This window comes from Pseudoflavonifractor sp. MSJ-37 (assembly GCF_018917965.1).
In the GTDB taxonomy this organism is placed as follows: Bacteria; Bacillota; Clostridia; order Oscillospirales; family Oscillospiraceae; genus Pseudoflavonifractor_A.
Window position 1 is genome coordinate 540,864 of record NZ_JAHLPP010000001.1, and the last position, 15,869, is coordinate 556,732.

14 protein-coding genes are annotated in these 15,869 nt (G+C 63.8%); 12 read left to right on the forward strand and 2 right to left on the reverse strand.

The features are described 5' to 3' along the window. Positions 1 to 7 precede the first annotated feature (7 nt). On the reverse strand, positions 8 to 649 hold the full coding sequence (nth, locus tag KQI12_RS02455) for an endonuclease III (RefSeq protein ID WP_216570337.1): 642 nt from the start codon (positions 647 to 649) through the stop codon (positions 8 to 10). 270 nt (positions 650 to 919) lie between these two features. On the opposite strand from nth, the gene glyA reads away from it, so the two are divergent. The 12 genes from glyA to KQI12_RS02515 all read left to right on the forward strand — a co-directional run bounded on the left by glyA (position 920) and on the right by KQI12_RS02515 (position 14,379). Then, a complete protein-coding gene (gene glyA / locus KQI12_RS02460) occupies positions 920 to 2,167 on the forward strand; it encodes a serine hydroxymethyltransferase (protein WP_305849785.1) in 1,248 nt (415 codons plus the stop codon). A gap of 469 nt (positions 2,168 to 2,636) precedes the next feature. Next, on the forward strand, positions 2,637 to 3,995 hold the full coding sequence (trkA, locus tag KQI12_RS02465; RefSeq protein WP_216570338.1) for a Trk system potassium transporter TrkA: 1,359 nt from the start codon (positions 2,637 to 2,639) through the stop codon (positions 3,993 to 3,995). 18 nt (positions 3,996 to 4,013) lie between these two features. Beyond that, positions 4,014 to 5,453, forward strand: coding sequence for a TrkH family potassium uptake protein (locus KQI12_RS02470; protein ID WP_216570340.1), 1,440 nt, complete (start codon positions 4,014 to 4,016; stop codon positions 5,451 to 5,453). Positions 5,454 to 5,560: 107 nt separating this feature from the next. Next, positions 5,561 to 5,944: a DUF2500 domain-containing protein gene (locus KQI12_RS02475; protein ID WP_253290776.1), complete on the forward strand. Its 384-nt coding sequence runs from the start codon at positions 5,561 to 5,563 to the stop codon at positions 5,942 to 5,944. A gap of 24 nt (positions 5,945 to 5,968) precedes the next feature. Further along, complete coding sequence (locus tag KQI12_RS02480; protein WP_216570341.1) at positions 5,969 to 7,237, forward strand: replication-associated recombination protein A; 1,269 nt, start codon at positions 5,969 to 5,971, stop codon at positions 7,235 to 7,237. Positions 7,238 to 7,349: 112 nt separating this feature from the next. Continuing rightward, positions 7,350 to 8,273, forward strand: coding sequence for an ABC transporter ATP-binding protein (locus KQI12_RS02485; protein ID WP_216570342.1), 924 nt, complete (start codon positions 7,350 to 7,352; stop codon positions 8,271 to 8,273). Continuing rightward, positions 8,266 to 9,036 carry an ABC transporter permease gene (locus tag KQI12_RS02490; protein WP_216570343.1) on the forward strand — a complete coding sequence of 257 codons (771 nt, stop codon included), beginning with the start codon at positions 8,266 to 8,268 and terminating at the stop codon, positions 9,034 to 9,036. Before KQI12_RS02485 ends, KQI12_RS02490 begins: the two co-directional genes overlap by 8 nt. Before the next feature lie 40 nt (positions 9,037 to 9,076). Further along, the gene (locus KQI12_RS02495) at positions 9,077 to 9,832 is read left to right on the forward strand and encodes a hypothetical protein (protein WP_216570344.1); all 756 of its coding nucleotides are present in this window, start codon (positions 9,077 to 9,079) and stop codon (positions 9,830 to 9,832) included. 83 nt (positions 9,833 to 9,915) lie between these two features. Then, positions 9,916 to 10,818: a sensor histidine kinase KdpD gene (locus KQI12_RS02500; protein ID WP_216570345.1), complete on the forward strand. Its 903-nt coding sequence runs from the start codon at positions 9,916 to 9,918 to the stop codon at positions 10,816 to 10,818. Between the two features lie 335 nt (positions 10,819 to 11,153). Further along, complete coding sequence (locus tag KQI12_RS02505) at positions 11,154 to 12,017, forward strand: sulfide/dihydroorotate dehydrogenase-like FAD/NAD-binding protein (RefSeq protein ID WP_216570346.1); 864 nt, start codon at positions 11,154 to 11,156, stop codon at positions 12,015 to 12,017. Positions 12,018 to 12,033: 16 nt separating this feature from the next. Next, positions 12,034 to 13,428 carry an NADPH-dependent glutamate synthase gene (gltA, locus tag KQI12_RS02510; RefSeq protein WP_216570347.1) on the forward strand — a complete coding sequence of 465 codons (1,395 nt, stop codon included), beginning with the start codon at positions 12,034 to 12,036 and terminating at the stop codon, positions 13,426 to 13,428. 171 nt (positions 13,429 to 13,599) lie between these two features. Beyond that, on the forward strand, positions 13,600 to 14,379 hold the full coding sequence (locus KQI12_RS02515) for an HNH endonuclease (RefSeq protein ID WP_216570348.1): 780 nt from the start codon (positions 13,600 to 13,602) through the stop codon (positions 14,377 to 14,379). A 94-nt stretch (positions 14,380 to 14,473) separates the two neighbouring features. Here the strand turns inward: KQI12_RS02515 and KQI12_RS02520 are convergent, their stop codons facing one another. Continuing rightward, complete coding sequence (locus tag KQI12_RS02520; protein ID WP_305849786.1) at positions 14,474 to 15,802, reverse strand: Ig-like domain-containing protein; 1,329 nt, start codon at positions 15,800 to 15,802, stop codon at positions 14,474 to 14,476. Between the last annotated feature and the right edge of the window lie 67 nt (positions 15,803 to 15,869).

Below are 15,869 nucleotides of genomic sequence, written 5' to 3' on the forward strand. Positions count from 1 at the left end.
CGGTTCCTCATACCGCCTTGTTCCAGTAGTCGCACCAGGGCCGCAGGGAGCAGTTGGGGCAGTCGGGCTTCCGGGCCATGCAGACCGCCCGGCCGTGGTGTACCAGCCGGTGGCAGAAGTCGTTGGACTCCTCCGGCGGCAGGATGGCCCGGAGCTGGGCCTCTACCTTGGCCGGGTCTTTGGTGCCGTCCGTCAGGCCCAGCCGACCGGAGATGCGGATGCAGTGGGTGTCCGCCACCACCACGCCGGGGGTATGGAAGATGTCGCCCAGCACCAGATTGGCGGTCTTGCGCCCCACACCGGGGAGCCTGAGCAGGTCCTCCATGGTGGAGGGGACCTTCCCGCCGTAGTCCTCCACCAGCATCCGGGCGGCGGCGGTGATATCCCGGGCCTTGGCCCGGAAGAAGCCGGTGGAGCGGATCAGCTCCTCCACCTCGGCCACATCGGCGGAGGCCAGGGCCTCCAGCGTGGGGAAGCGGGAGAAGAGGGCGGGGGTGACCAGGTTCACCCGGGCATCGGTACACTGGGCGGCCAGCCGGGTGGAGAACAGGAGCTCGTAGTCCTTCCGGTAGTCCAGAGAACAGGCGGCGTCGGGATAGAGCTTCTTCAGCTCCTCCACGATGGCCAGGACATCGCTGTGAGAACGCATAAGGGATCCACCTCTCAAAATGTGATAGGATGAAAAATAGACAAGATCGCGGGCGGCTGGCGCCGCCTGGTCCCACTATTTTACCACAAGCTCCGGCAAAAAGCGACCCATCTCTCCCAACGGCCCAGATCGTACGGGAAAAAGGGGAAAAATTTTGGAACGTTTTTAAAAATCATGGTTGTAATTTGCGGCGCGCTTCGCTATAATCAATGCAGAACGTCTAAAATCAGACGCGTGGGTATGAATATACTTCATAGGAGGGAAACGATAATGGTCAAGGATATGATGGACCTTATCACCGCACAGGACCCCGAAGTGGGTCAGGCTATCAAGAGCGAATTCGAGCGTCAGCGCCAGAACATCGAGCTGATCGCTTCGGAGAACTTCGTCAGTGAGACCGTCCTGGCCGCGGCCGGCTCCGTGCTGACCAACAAGTACGCGGAGGGCTATCCCGGCAAGCGCTATTACGGCGGCTGTCAGTGCGTGGACGTGGTCGAGGATCTGGCCCGTCAGCGCGCCTGCAAGCTGTTCGGCGCGGATCACGCCAACGTGCAGCCCCACAGCGGCGCCAACGCCAACTATGCCGTCTATCAGGCGCTGTGCAAGATCGGCGATACCGTCCTGGGCATGGACCTGGCCAACGGCGGCCACCTGACCCACGGCAGCCCTGTGAACTTCTCCGGCAAGAACTACAACATGGTCTCCTACGGCCTGGACGCCAACGGCTACATCGACTACGACAACGTCCGCGACATGGCGAAGAAGCATCAGCCCAAGATGATCATCGCCGGCGCCTCCGCCTATCCCCGCTTCATCGACTACAAGGCGTTCGCTGAGATCGCTCACGAGGTGGGCGCTTATCTGATGGTGGACATGGCCCATGTGGCCGGCCTCATCGCCGTGGGCCTGCATCCCAACCCCGTGCCTTACGCCGACGTGGTCACCACCACCACCCACAAGACCCTGCGCGGTCCCCGCGGCGGCATGATCCTCTGCAAGGAGGAGCTGGCCAAGAAGATCGACTCCAGCATCTTCCCCGGTAGCCAGGGCGGTCCTCTGGAGCACATCATCGCCGCCAAGGCCGTGGCTCTGGGCGAGGCCATGAAGCCTGAGTTCAAGGCTTATCAGGAGCAGGTCCTGAAGAACGCCAAGGCTCTGGCCGCCTCCCTGATGCACGAGGGCTTCGACCTGGTGTCCGGCGGCACCGACAACCACATGATGCTGGTGGACCTGCGCAAGGCCGGCGTCACCGGCAAGGAGCTGGAGCATCGTCTGGACGAGGTACACATCACCCTGAACAAGAACGCCATCCCCAACGACCCCGAGAAGCCCTTCGTCACCAGCGGCGTCCGCATCGGCACCCCCGCCGCCACCTCCCGTGGCCTGAAGGAAGAGGACATGACCGTGATCGGCCAGCTGATCTGGAAGGCCGCCACCGACTTCGAGTCTCAGGCCGACGCCATCCGCGCCGCCGTGGCCGCCATCACCGAGAAGTATCCTCTGTATCCCGGCAACTGATCGGTCCATACGCATAACGTCTCACGCCGCCGCGGGCTCGTCCCGCGGCGGCGCGTTTCTGTCCTGGACCGGGATCTCTGTAAAAAAAGATTGCATTATGCGCCGAACATGATATGATGGTAGTAAAAATGGGAGCGTTTACGCTCCCATGCAGCGTGTCGAACTTGTTCGACACGCTTCTCAGAAATGCAAGCATTTCTTCGAGAGGATGCAGGCCGCCGCGCGCACTCGCGTTGCTCGCACACTAGCGGCCTGAGAAGAGTTTTTTCTGAGGCACATGTCCTCAGAAAAAACGCCTTACATCTGATTCCGTCACCTGCGGGTGACGGAACTCTGCGAGGCTTTTGCACATCCCAACGAAGGGAATGACTTTTTCGACAGCCTGAATGGGGGCGTTTACGCTCCCATGGTCTATCTATATCAACGGATTGCCCGCCGCCGAGGGAAGGCGGGGGAGAGAGAAGGATTTATGCAGATCATCATCGTAGGATGCGGAAAGGTCGGCAAGACCATCGCCGAGCGCCTGAGCGCGGAGGACCATGACCTGATCATGATCGACCTCCAGGGCAAGAAGCTCCAGCCCGTCACGGACGCCCTGGACGTGATGGGGATCGAGGGCAACGGCGCCAGCATCAGCGTGCTGATGGATGCCGGCATCGAAAAGACCGACCTGTTCATCGCCGTCACCGGCTCGGACGAGCTGAACCTGTTCTGCTGCCTCATGGCCCGGAAAGCCTCCGGCGGCTGCAAGACCATCGCCCGGGTCCGCAACCCTCTTTACAGCCAGGAGATCGGCTTCATCAAGGAGCAGCTCGGCATCTCCATGGTCATCAACCCGGAGCTCACCGCCGCAAGCGAGATCGCGCGGCTCCTGCGGTTCCCCTCCGCCATCAAGATCGACCCCTTCGCCAAGGGACGGGCGGAGTTGCTGAACCTGAAGCTCCGGCCGGAGTTCGGCTTGGATGGGGAGACCGTCATGAAGATGGTGTCCAAGCTCCATACCCGGGTGCTGGTGTGTACCGTGGAGCGGGAGGGCAAAGTGTATATCCCCAACGGCGAGTTCGTCCTTCGGGACGGGGACCTGATCTCCATCATGGCCACCCCTCAGGATGCCTCCGACTTCTTCGTGAAGCTGGGCGTCAGCTCCAAGCGGATCCACAACACTCTGATCGTGGGCGGCGGCGCGATCGCCGTCTACCTGACCCGACGGCTCCAGGAGATGGGGATCGACGTCCACATCGTGGAGATCGACCCCAAGCGGTGCGAGGCGCTGGCCCAGCAGCTCCCCCACGCCACCATCCTCAACGGCGACGGAGCGGATCAGGACTTCCTGCTCTCCGTGGGCCTGGAACGTGCCGAGTCCTTCGTGGCCATCACCAATATGGATGAGGAGAACCTGCTCTTGGCGCTCTTTGCCAAGAAGAACTCCGACGCCAAGCTGGTAGCCAAGGTCAACCGGATCGCCTTCGACGATGTGATCGACAGTCTGGACCTCGGCAGTGTGATCTACCCCAAGTATCTGACGGCGGACTATATCGTCCAGTACGTCCGGGCCATGCAGAACTCCATCGGCAGCAACGTGGAGACCCTGTACAAGCTCATGGATGACCGGGTGGAGGCGCTGGAGTTCCGGGTCCGGGAGGAGTCCGGCGTCACGGCCAAGACCCTCAGCGAGCTGGACCTGAAGAAGGGCCTGCTGATCGCCTGCATCCACCGCCGGGGGCAGGTGCTCTATCCCCGCGGTCAGAATCGGATCCAGGTGGGGGATTCGGTGATCGTGGTCACCACCACCAAGGGGTTCCGGGACATCCGGGACATCCTCCGGTAAGGGGGCGGGCGAGCGGATATGAACGGTCCTGCGATCACATTCATCATCGGCTGGGTCCTGCGGCTGGAGGCCGCTCTCATGGTGCCCTCCTGGCTGGTCTCCCACATCTATCGGGAGCAGGAGGGCTGGGTATTCGGCGTGGCCATGGCCGTGTGCCTGCTCCTGAGCATCCCCCTCATCGCGGCTGGGAAGAAGCGCAAGCTGTTCCAGACCAGGGAGGGCCTGGCCGCCGTGGCCCTGAGTTGGATCGCCCTGAGCGTGTGCGGCGCGATCCCCTTCGTCCTCAGCGGCGCGATCCCAGATCCGGTGGACGCCCTGTTCGAGACGGTGTCCGGCTTCACCACCACCGGCGCCAGCATCCTGCCCAGCGTGGAGCGGCTCCCCCGGTGCATCCTGTTCTGGCGGAGCTTCACCCACTGGATCGGCGGCATGGGCGTACTGGTGTTCCTGCTATCGGTGATCCGGCTGGCGGGCGGTTCCCACATGAACCTGATGAAGGCGGAGAGCCCCGGCCCCTCCGTGGGCAAGCTGACCCCCAAGGTCCAGTCCACCGCCAAGATCCTCTACGGGATCTATATCGCCCTGACGCTACTGGAGGTGCTGTTCCTGCTGGCGGGCGGGATGTCGATGTTCGACTCTCTGGCCACCAGTCTGGGCACGGCCGGCACCGGCGGCTTCGGCATCCGGGACGACAGCATGGCCTCCTATTCGCCCTATCTCCAGAACGTGGTGACGGTGTTCATGATCCTGTTCGGGATCAACTTCAACGTCTACTTCTTCCTGCTGTGCAAAAAAGTGAAGCAGGCCCTGCGGATCGAGGAGCTGTGGTGGTATCTGGGCGTCATCGCCGCCAGCGTGGCCGCGATCAGTTGGAACGTGCGGGGCTTCTACCATACCGCCGGGGAGACGGTGCGCCACGCGGCGTTCCAGGTGGCGACGGTGATCACCACCAGCGGCTTCTCCACGGTGGACTTCGACCTGTGGCCCAGCCTCTCCAAGACGATCCTGGTCCTGCTGATGTTCATCGGCGCCTGCGCCGGCAGTACCGGCGGCGGCATCAAGGTCTCCCGCCTGCTGATCCTGTGGAAGAGCGTCCGGCTGGAATGCCGCCGCTACCTGCATCCACAGGAGGTCCGGACCCTGCGGATGGACGGCCATGGGGTGGACGGCGAGGTGGTGCGCTCCACCCATATGTATATGGCAGTGTACTTGCTGCTCTTCGCCGTGTCCGTCCTGGCAATCAGTCTGGACGGGAAGGACCTGATCACCAACTTCACGGCAGTGGCAGCCACCTTCAACAACATCGGCCCCGGCCTGTCTCTGGTGGGCCCGGTCCACAACTTCGGCTTCTTTTCCCCCTTCGCCAAGCTGGTGCTGATCTTCGATATGCTGGCCGGCCGTCTGGAACTCTTCCCTATGCTGATGCTCTTCCTGCCCCAGACCTGGAAGCGCTTCTGACGCGGCGTCTGTCATCGGGCGGCGGCCTTTTCCGGGGCCGCCGCTCTGCGTTTGTATTTACGAAGTCTCGGACCTATGATAGAATGGGGCCAAAGGAGGGGATAACTATGATGGGCTTCGACTTTATGTTCACGATCTTCCCGGCGATCTTCACGATCATGTTCCTGCTCATCCTTGGGATGTTCATCGTGAACGCGGTCCGTGGGATCGGCCAGTGGAACAAGAACAATGCCTCCCCCAAGCTGACCGTGGAGGCTACCGTGACCGCCAAGCGGGGCGACGTGACCTATCACCACCACCACGACCCCAATATGGGCGCCGGGATGGACCATACCACCAGCTCCACCACCTACTACGCCACTTTCCAGGTGGAGAGCGGGGACCGGATGGAGTTCCGGATCCCCCGGGACGAGTATGGCTATCTGGCAGAGGGCGACCGGGGCCGCCTGACCTTCCAGGGCACCCGTTATCTGGGCTTCGAGCGGACCTGACACCGACGGAAGGAGCATCCGACTATGACATACCGGCCTTTGGCTGACGAGATCCGCCCCACCACTTTGGATGAAGTGGTGGGGCAGAAGCATATCCTGGGGGAGGACGGCCTCCTCCGCCGCATCATCGAGAGCGGGAGCATCCCCAACCTGATCTTCTACGGGCCCTCCGGAACGGGCAAGACCACGGTGGCCAACATCATCGCCAAGCGGATCGACCGCCCGCTCCACCGGCTCAATGCCACCACGGCCTCCATCTCCGACATCAAGGAGATCATCGCCGACATCGGCACCATGCTGGCCCCGGACGGGGTGGTCCTCTATCTGGACGAGATCCAGTACTTCAACAAGAAACAGCAGCAGTCCCTGCTGGAGTTCATGGAGAACGGCAAGATCACCCTGATCGCCTCCACCACGGAGAACCCCTATTTCTATGTGTACAACGCGGTGCTCTCCCGGTCCAGCGTGTTCGAGTTCAAGCCGCTGGAGGGAGCGGACGTGGTCCCGGCGGTGCTCCGGGGCCTGAGGATCATGGAGGACCGCTCCGGGGAGCCCCTCCGCTGGGAGGACGGCGTAGCGGAGCACATCGCACAGGCCTGCGGCGGCGACGTGCGCAAGGCCATGAATGCGGTGGAGCTCCTGACCAGCGCCGCGAAGCGGACCGGCGAGGGGCGCTGGATCTCGCTGGAGGACGCCCGGATGGCAGCCCAGCGCTCCGCCATGCGCTACGACCGGGAGGGGGACGACCACTACGACATCCTCTCCGCGCTCCAGAAGTCGATCCGGGGCTCCGACCCGGACGCGGCCTGCCACTATCTGGCCCGTCTGCTGGCGGCGGGGGACCTGGTGTCGGCCTGCCGCCGGCTGATGGTGATCGCCTGCGAGGACGTGGGGCTGGCCTATCCCCAGATCATCCCCATCGTGAAGGCCTGTGTGGACGCAGCGGATATGCTGGGGCTCCCGGAGGCTCGGATCCCGCTGGGGGACGCGGCGGTACTCATGGCCACCGCGCCCAAGTCCAACTCCGGCCATGTGGCGCTGGACAAGGCTCTGGCCGACGTGAAGGCGGGCCGGACCGGGGACTATCCACGGCACCTCCAGAACAGGCACGCCGACTCGGCGGGGATGGAGCGGGAGCAGGGCTATCTCTACCCCCACGATTTCCCGGGACATTGGGTGGACCAGCAGTATCTCCCAGACGCTCTGGTGGGGACCCGTTACTACGAGTACGCGGAGAACAAGACCGAACAGGCCGCCAAACGGTACTGGGAGGAGATCAAAAAGAAACGCTGATCCGGCGGGACCGGGGAACTTCACACTTTCTTGAGGTTTGCTTTAGGGCCGTTTGGCATTTGACTGGTATCATGGCCTCACGATCGAAACAGAAAGGAAGGTCGATGCAGGAATGACAGATCGGGTGCTGACGACCCGCGGGCTGACCAAGCGCTACAACAGCGCGGTGGCTGTGGATCATATGGACTTGGATATCGGACTGGGAGAGATCTATGGACTGGTGGGCCGCAACGGCGCGGGCAAGACCACCCTCATCCGCATGATCACCGCCCAGACCGTGCCCACAGAGGGGGACATCTCTCTGTTCGGGGCGAAGGACGAGCGGGAGAACAGGAGGATGCGGGCCCGGCTCGGGACCATGGTGGAGACGCCGGGCTTCTATCCCTATCTCACCGCGCGGCAGAACCTGGAGTACTATCGGCTCCAGAGGAGCATCCCCGGCCGCCGGGCCGTGGATGAGGTGCTGGAGGCCGTAGGGCTGGACAAGACCGGCACCAAGCGCTTCAAGGACTTCTCCCTGGGCATGAAGCAGCGGCTGGGCCTGGCCCTGGCCCTCATGGGCCGGCCGGACCTGCTCCTGCTGGACGAGCCCATCAACGGGCTGGACCCGGAGGGCATCGTGGAGTTCCGGGACCTGCTCCTGAGGCTGAACCGGGAGCGGCAGACCACCATCCTGATCTCCAGCCACATCCTGCCGGAGCTGGCCAATCTGGCCACGTGCTACGGCTTCCTCGACCACGGCGTCCTGCTGGAGCAGATCTCCGCCGCCGGTCTGGAGGAGAAGTGCCGGGCCTGCCTGGAGCTCCATGTGGACGACGCGGCCAAGGCCGCCCAGGTCCTGGAGCTGGAGCTGGGCGCGCGGGACTATGAGGTGCTGACGCCCCGGGTCATCCGGCTGTACAGCCATCTGGAGGAGCCGGAGCGGGTGACGAAGGCCCTGGTGCTGGGAGGCGTCTCCCTCTCCGCGGCCGAGAGCCGGGGCGCGGATCTGGAGACCTATTTCCTGCGTCTGATCGGGGGTGTGCGCCATGCGTGAGTATCTCACTGCCGAGTGCTACAAGCTCTTCCGCCGGAAGTATTTCTATGGCGCCCTGATCGTCTGCCTCCTGCTGGAGGGGCTCCTGCTCTGGTCCAGCTGGTTCACATCCATCAATGGGAACACGCACAGTACCTTCGCCATGGCGGCCTTCATGCTCCAGACCCTGCTGACGGTGGGCATGTACGCCACGCTGGTCACGGGGGACCTGGCCTTCTCCGACCAGTACCGCTTCACCACCCTGAAGAACGAGGTGTCCTACGGCATCCCCCGGAGCCGGATCTATCTGGGCAAGCTGGCGGCGGCCACGCTGGCGGCCGTGATCGCCGCGGCGGTCATGCTGGGCTTCTATCTGCTGGGAGCGTGGCTCCTCCTGCCTCATGGGGCCGGGGATGGGGAGGCCTTGGCGCTGGCCGGCTATTGGATCGCCGGAGCCTTCCCCCTGTGGCTGGGGGCCCAGGGCGTGGCCATCCTGTGCTGTTTTCATATGCGGAGCGCGGCGGCGGGCGCCTTCCTGAGCGTGTTCCTGCTGGCGGTCCTGCCATGTATCTTCCAGATGCTGGGCTATTTGGTCCACCCGGCGTTCCTGGCCGTCTATCACTGCTTCCCTGGGGATATGCTGGGACGCTTCCCCAGTGATATGCTGGGCCAGCCGGTCATCGACTGGAGCTATGCGGGCCGGTGCTGGCTGGTAGGCCTGGCCTGGCTGATCGGCTCCACGGCGGTGGGCATGGTCCTGTTCCGGAAGAAAGAGATCCGCTGACGAGCGCCGGTCGGAACGGCGGAAGAGAGGAGGGGCGCCGATGCTGAACTATATCCGGGCGGAGCTCTGGAAGGCGTTCCAGCGGCCGGCCTTCTTCGTGACGGTGGGCGTGGTGCTCCTGCTAGAGGGGGCGTTCCTGCTCCTGTTCAGCGGCCTGCAAAGCCTGGACAGCCTGCTGGAGACGCTGGAGAGCAGCATGCTCGCCGGAGCGGTCCTCATGCCGCCGGTGGTCCAGATGGTGGACAGCGGCGCGGCGTCCACGCTGAAGAACGAGGTGTCCTGCGGCATCCCCCGGAGCCGGATCTATCTGGGCAAGCTGGCGGCGGTGCTCCTGCTGGGTGCCGGACTGGCGGGAGCCCTGCTGGCGGCTCCGGTGGCGGTGGAAGCGGTCCTCACCGGGGACGGCCTCCGGGCTTTGGCCGTCCTGTGGAGACGACGGACCCTGACCGTCCTCTTCCAGGCCCTTCCGATCTGGTTCGGGCTGGCGGGGGCGTGCCATATGGCGGCCCTGTCCATCCGCTCCGCCGCCGGGTGGATCGCGGGGTATTACGCCGTCGGCTTCCTGTTCCAGCCCGTGCTGGTGGTGGCGCTCCTGCTCCTGACGGGACTGGATGAGATGAAGCGGGCCGGGCTCCTGCTGGAGGCGTTCTTCCTGCCCTACACGCTCCTGACGCCCACCAACGTGTCGGAGTATTTGTCCGGCTTGACCTTTTGGTGCTGGGCCGTGGGGATGGGGTGGCTGGCCGTCACCTCCGCCGCCGGACTGGCGGTCCTCCGCCGGAGGGAAATCAAATGAATGGGGACCGGGAGGCCTGCCGCTGGATGCGGCAGGCCCGTTCGGCGTCAGCGATGGGAAAGAAAAAGAAGGAGGGGAGGATCATGTGGATCTTGCTGGCGATCCTGTTGGGCGTCCTCTGTGTCCTGCTGTTGTTGTGGCGGGCGGGGGAGCAGCGATCTCTGCGCTCCGCCATCCGTCAGCTCCGGGCATTGGAGGAGAGCGGGAGCTCCGTCCGGCTCCGGCTGGAGGTCCCCAACGCCGCCGTGGAGGAGCTTTTGGCGGAGATCGACCGCCTGCTGGAGCTCCGCCGGTCCGACCGGGCGGAGAGCCGGGCCAGAGAGCAGGCCATCCGGCGGCAGATCTCCAACGTGTCCCACGACCTGCGCACTCCGCTGACCTCCATCCTGGGCTACCTCCAGCTCCTGGAGCAGGAGGACCTGCCCCCGGAGCGCCGGCGGGAGTATCTGTCGGTGGTGGAGGGACGGGCCAAGGCCCTCCAGGCTCTGATCGGGAGCTTCTATGAGCTGTCCCGCCTGGAAGGGGGCGAGCTCCGGCTGGAGCGGCAGAGGGTGGATCTGCGGGGCGTCCTGTCGGAGCTCCTGGCCGCCTTCTACGATGACTTCACCGAGGCCGGCTTCGAGATGGAGGTGGATCTGCCCGAGGACCTGCCGCCGGTGGCGGCGGACCCGGGCGGAGCCCTGCGGATCTGCACCAACCTCCTGCGCAACGCGCTGGATCATGGGGCCGGTCCCATGTCCATCCGGCTGACGCAGGAGGGGGACCGGGTGGTCAGCGTGTTCGCCAACGCCGCCCCCGGCCTGGAGCCGGAGGACGTGCCCCGGGTGTTCGAGCGGTTCTATACCTCGGACAAGATGCGCACTGGGCAGAACACAGGCCTGGGCCTGGCCATCGTCAAGGCTCTCAGCGAGCAGATGGGCTGCGCGGTCTCCGCCTCCGGGGACCATGCCCGCTTCGAGATCCGGGTGGTCTGGCCAGTGTGGTGAGGAAGGCCGTGGAGACCAGGCGTGCCCCGCGCGTTCCCGCCATGGAACGTGGTCAGGACTCAGGATAAAAAATAGGCTTCAGGAAGTTGAGTTTGGGGGAAATGCAGAGGATCGCAGAAAAGGTTTGTTTATTTATTGACAAAGTGACGGAAAACTGTTATCTTGTTCTGGAACGAGACTCTGACAGCGTGAAAAACGGAGGGAAAGGCCCGCTTCTTGAACTTGTGAGTCTTGTTTTCAAAAGCAGAGGCCCCGGCGGGATACCGCCGAGGAGAGAGACACCGGGCCCCGGAGCAGTCCGAAGGGCCGTGTCGGAGGAAAGGAAAGATCAAGGTATGGTCAAGATCGTGAGAAAGAAGGTCCTCAACCCCAGCGTGACCCTGCTGGAGGTGGAGGCCCCCCGGATCGCCAAGAAGGCCCAGGCCGGTCAGTTCATCATCCTGCGCCTGGATGAGGAGGGCGAGCGCATCCCGCTGACTATCGGCGACTATGACCGGGAGAAGGGGACTATCACCATCATGTTCCAGAAGGTGGGCCTCACCACCCAGCTGCTGGGCGACCTGAACGAGGGCGACACCATCCTGGACTTCGTCGGCCCTCTGGGCCGGCCCACCCGTCCCGAGCTGGGCAGCGATGTGAAGCGGGTGTGCGTGGTCGGCGGCGGCGTCGGCTGTGCCATCGCCTACCCTCAGGCCAAGAGCCTCCACGAGGAGGGCATCCAGGTGGATGTCATCGCCGGCTTCCGCTCCAAGGACATCGTGATCCTGGAGGACGAGTTCAAGGCCGCCTGCGACCACTTCTATCTGACCACGGATGACGGCACTTACGGCGAGAAGGGCTTCGTCACCGACAAGCTCAAGGCCCTGATCGAGGCCGGGAACCACTACGATGCCGTGATCGCCATCGGCCCCGTGCCCATGATGAAGTTCGTGTGCAAGACCACCGAGCCCTTCGGCATCTATACGCTGGTCAGCCTGAACCCGATCATGATCGACGGCACTGGCATGTGCGGCGGCTGCCGCGTGACCGTGGGCGGCGAGATGAAGTTCGCCTGCGTGGACGGCCCTGACTTCGACGGCCATAAGGTGGATTTCGATGAGCTGATGAACCGCAATTCCGTGTACCGTGAGCGCGAGGCCCGGGAGAAGGAGCGCCACGCCTGCCGCATGGAAGAGCTGGCCGCGCACATGATCCACTAAGGGGAGGTCGAGAGTTATGCCTAATATGAGTTTGACGAAGAATCCGATGCCGGAGCAGGACCCCAACGTCCGCAACCATAACTTCAAAGAGGTCTCCACCGGCTATACCGCCGAGATGGCCATCGACGAGGCCAAGCGCTGCCTGAACTGCAAGGCGAAGCCCTGCGTCAACGGCTGTCCCGTCAACATCCGCATCCCTGAGTTCATCGCCAAGGTGGCGGAGGGCGACTTCCAGGGCGCCTATGACGTGATCACCAGCACCAACTCCCTGCCCTCCATCAGCGGCCGCGTCTGTCCCCAGGAGACCCAGTGCGAGTGCCACTGTGTCCGGGGCAAGAAGGGCGAGCCCGTGGCCATCGGCCGTCTGGAGCGCTTCGTGGCCGACTGGTATCGGGAGAACGTGAACGCCATGCCCGAGAAGCCCGCCTCCAACGGCATCAAGGTGGCTGTGGTGGGCTCCGGCCCCGCCAGCCTGACCTGCGCCAGCGACCTGGCCAAGAAGGGCTATGAGGTCTCCATCTTCGAGGCGTTCCATACCGCCGGCGGCGTGCTGGTCTACGGCATCCCCGAGTTCCGTCTGCCCAAGGCCATCGTGCAGAACGAGGTGGACAAGCTCTGCGCGCTGGGCGCGGACCTGGAGTGCGACACGGTGGTGGGCCGTACCTACACCATCGATGAGATGTTCGAGGACGGCTACAAGGCCGTGTTCGTGGGCTCCGGCGCGGGCCTGCCCATGTTCATGGGCATCCCCGGCGAGGCTCTGGCCGGCGTGTACTCCGCCAACGAGTACCTGACCCGCATCAATCTGATGAAGGCCTACCGCGAGGGCTATGACACCCCCGTGAAGGACTCCAAGGCCGTGGCCGTCGTGGGCGGCGGCAATGTGGCCATGGACGCCGCCCGCTGTGCCAAGCGCATGGGCGCCAAGGTCTATGTGGTCTACCGCCGGGACGAGGCCTCCATGCCCGCCCGCCGCGAGGAGATCCACCACGCCAAGGAGGAGGGCATCGAGTTCCTCTTCCTGAACAACCCGGTGCAGATCCTGGACGACGGCCACGGCAAGGTCCGCGCCATGGAGTGCGTGAAGATGGAGCTGGGCGAGCCGGACGCCTCCGGCCGCCGCCGTCCCATCGAGATCCCCGGCTCCAACTATGAGCTGGAGGTGGACACCGTCATCATGTCCCTGGGCACCAGCCCCAACCCCCTGATCCGCTCCACCACCCCCGGCCTGGAGGCCAACAAGAAGGGCTGTCTGGTGGCGGATGAGGAGACCATGGCCACCAGCCGCGAGGGCGTGTACGCCGGCGGCGACGCCGTCACCGGCGCGGCCACCGTCATCCTGGCCATGGGCGCCGGCAAGAAGGCCGCCGTCGCCATGGACGAGTACCTCCAGGAGAAGTACGGCAAATAAATCAGACTGTCCCCGTGTGAGGGGATAAGGAACGGGCCCGCCGAGATCGGCGGGCCCGTTTGTATTTCTTTTGATGGTGCTTGAAAATATCAAAATAATAGGGTACTATAAAAATGGATTGCTGGCATTAGATATCATGGAATGGTCCAAGACAGAAAGAAGGATAGACGTATGCCGAACGATCGTTATGGTCAAAAGTGGTCTGAAGAAGAGACGATACTCGCTTTTTATCGCTACTGTCAGGTCCCACTCTCAAAAGCCACAAGTGACCATCCGGATATCATTCGACTGGCGGAGCTACTAGGCCGTACTACGGGTTCCGTCCGACTGAAATTCTCTAATCTGGCTCATTTCGACCCTAATGCGAAAAGCAGGAACATTTCTGGAATGTCGCATGGCAGCCGATTCGATGAGATCGTCACAAAACAGTTCTGGAACGACTGGGAGGGACTCGTATTCAAAGCGATGGAGATCGAAGCCGACCTTCAAGGGACTACGGTCGAAGAACTTGTGTCCGATACTAGAGATATGCCGGTGGGCGCGACGATCGACCGGACGACACGAGCGCGTGTTGGCCAAACGTTTTTTAGAGAAGCGGTACTGAGCGCCTACCAGCAAAAGTGCTGTATCACAGGTTTAGCGGTCCCGTCCCTACTGATTGCAAGCCATATCAAGCCGTGGTCCAAGAGTGATCCATGCACGGAGCGGACGAACCCGGCAAATGGACTTTGTCTGAACGGACTACATGATAGGGCGTTCGACCAAGGCCTTATCACGGTCCTCCCTGACTATACCGTCCGTGTCTCGAGCAGGTTGCATATGCAAAGTACAGACGATCCGGGCGTGGCGTGGCTGCTAGCTTGTGATAGACAGGAAATCAGAAAACCCGATCGCTTTCTCCCCAAAAGAGAGTTTTTGGAATATCACAATGAGGTCATCTTCCGGCCATAAGTGATATGAGCCGGGATAGGGCAGTGAGCGAAGAGAAGGGCCCGCCGAGATCGGCGGGCCCGTTCTGCATCCTGATGAGATCGCGGCGGGAGGATCAGCCGAACAGCGTCCAGCCGCCGGTCTCTCTGGCTGCCAGAACATCCATGGCTCCGGCCAGGAGCTGGGCCGCCTCGCCCCGGGTCAGGGGTCCCGAGGTCCCGGCAGTCCCCACCGGGATCCCACAGCTCTCCAGGTTCGCCACCGGCTGGGCCGCCCAGACCGGGATCTCCTCCAGCTCCGCTCCAAGGGTGGACTGGGCCACATCGGTGATCTGGAGGACCCGGTCCAGCAGGACGCTGGCCTCCGCCCGTGTGACCGGAGCGTCCGGACGGAACACCGTCTGCCCCGCCTCGTCCCGGACGCCCTGGACCAGTCCGGCCCGGAGGGCGGAGGCGGCATAGGGCTTGGCCCACTGGGGGATGGAGCTGTCATCCGCGAAGCCGGTGCGGCTCACATCCTCCAGCGTCTCCACCTGAGCAGCGGCCATGACCATGGCCACGAACTGGCTCCGGCTCACCGCGGCCTCCGGGCGGAAGAGGTATCGGTCCCCCATGCGCTCGCCCACGAAGATCCCGGCCTCCGCCAGCCGGAGGGCCGCGTTGGCGGCGGCGTCCCCGTCCATGTCGGCATAGCGGACCTTGGTGGAGGGCTTCTGGATCTTCACCGTCACCTTGGCGGGGGCGGAGGTGTTGCCCACCGCATCCGTGGCCACATAGGTGAAGCTGTCCCGGCCGGTCTTGCCCTCATAGGGCGTGTAGACGAAACAGTCGGACCCATCGGCGGGAAGCTCCACTGCGCCCCGGGCAGGCTTGTCCACCAGCCGGTAGGTCAGCAGGTCCCCCTCCGGGTCCACAGCGGCGAAGCGGGCGGTGAGGGCCGTGTCCTTGTAGGTGGTGAGGGACAGCTCCTCCGCCACGGGCGCGCTGTTCTCCTCCGCCAGAAGGATCAGATCCACCGAGACCTCCCGTCCGGAGGTGCCGTTGGAGAACACCGGCGCGAAGGTGAAGGAGGCCCTTCTGGCCTCATCCCCGGCGGGGCGGAACGCCAGACCGTCCACCGCGGACAGGGCCACCGTGTCCCCGGCCCCCAGCGGGATGCCGCCCAGAGTCAGCACACCGGCGGCCGGGTCCGGCAGGGACGCGATCACCAGCTGGTCCAGCGAGACGCCGCCGGCGGCCTCCACCCGGAGGTCGTCCGCGGAGAAGGAGATGGTCTGTCCGGCCAAGGCGTTCTTGGAGAAGGAGGCCACAGCGGCCTCTCCGGCGGTCTCGGCGGCGTCCTTCCCGCCGAAGAGGAAGGCGGAGGATGGGACCGCGGTGCCGAGGGCCAGCCCGCCCGTCAGAGCCAGCACGGCGAGACGGCGGGCGATGTTTTGTCCGTTCAAAAAAAGACCTCCTCGTTTGGAAAGAATGGGGCTCACCCACAGTCTTTCCCAAAACAAGGAGATCATT

Excerpts from the sequence above, each read along its gene's own strand:
- nth (WP_216570337.1), bottom strand. The coding sequence starts at position 649 with ATGCGTTCTCACAGCGATGTCCTGGCCATCGTGGAGGAGCTGAAGAAG.
- glyA (WP_305849785.1), top strand. The coding sequence starts at position 920 with ATGGTCAAGGATATGATGGACCTTATCACCGCACAGGACCCCGAAGTG.
- trkA (WP_216570338.1), top strand. The coding sequence starts at position 2,637 with ATGCAGATCATCATCGTAGGATGCGGAAAGGTCGGCAAGACCATCGCC.
- KQI12_RS02470 (WP_216570340.1), top strand. The coding sequence starts at position 4,014 with ATGAACGGTCCTGCGATCACATTCATCATCGGCTGGGTCCTGCGGCTG.
- KQI12_RS02475 (WP_253290776.1), top strand. The coding sequence starts at position 5,561 with ATGATGGGCTTCGACTTTATGTTCACGATCTTCCCGGCGATCTTCACG.
- KQI12_RS02480 (WP_216570341.1), top strand. The coding sequence starts at position 5,969 with ATGACATACCGGCCTTTGGCTGACGAGATCCGCCCCACCACTTTGGAT.
- KQI12_RS02485 (WP_216570342.1), top strand. The coding sequence starts at position 7,350 with ATGACAGATCGGGTGCTGACGACCCGCGGGCTGACCAAGCGCTACAAC.
- KQI12_RS02490 (WP_216570343.1), top strand. The coding sequence starts at position 8,266 with ATGCGTGAGTATCTCACTGCCGAGTGCTACAAGCTCTTCCGCCGGAAG.
- KQI12_RS02495 (WP_216570344.1), top strand. The coding sequence starts at position 9,077 with ATGCTGAACTATATCCGGGCGGAGCTCTGGAAGGCGTTCCAGCGGCCG.
- KQI12_RS02500 (WP_216570345.1), top strand. The coding sequence starts at position 9,916 with ATGTGGATCTTGCTGGCGATCCTGTTGGGCGTCCTCTGTGTCCTGCTG.
- KQI12_RS02505 (WP_216570346.1), top strand. The coding sequence starts at position 11,154 with ATGGTCAAGATCGTGAGAAAGAAGGTCCTCAACCCCAGCGTGACCCTG.
- gltA (WP_216570347.1), top strand. The coding sequence starts at position 12,034 with ATGCCTAATATGAGTTTGACGAAGAATCCGATGCCGGAGCAGGACCCC.
- KQI12_RS02515 (WP_216570348.1), top strand. The coding sequence starts at position 13,600 with ATGCCGAACGATCGTTATGGTCAAAAGTGGTCTGAAGAAGAGACGATA.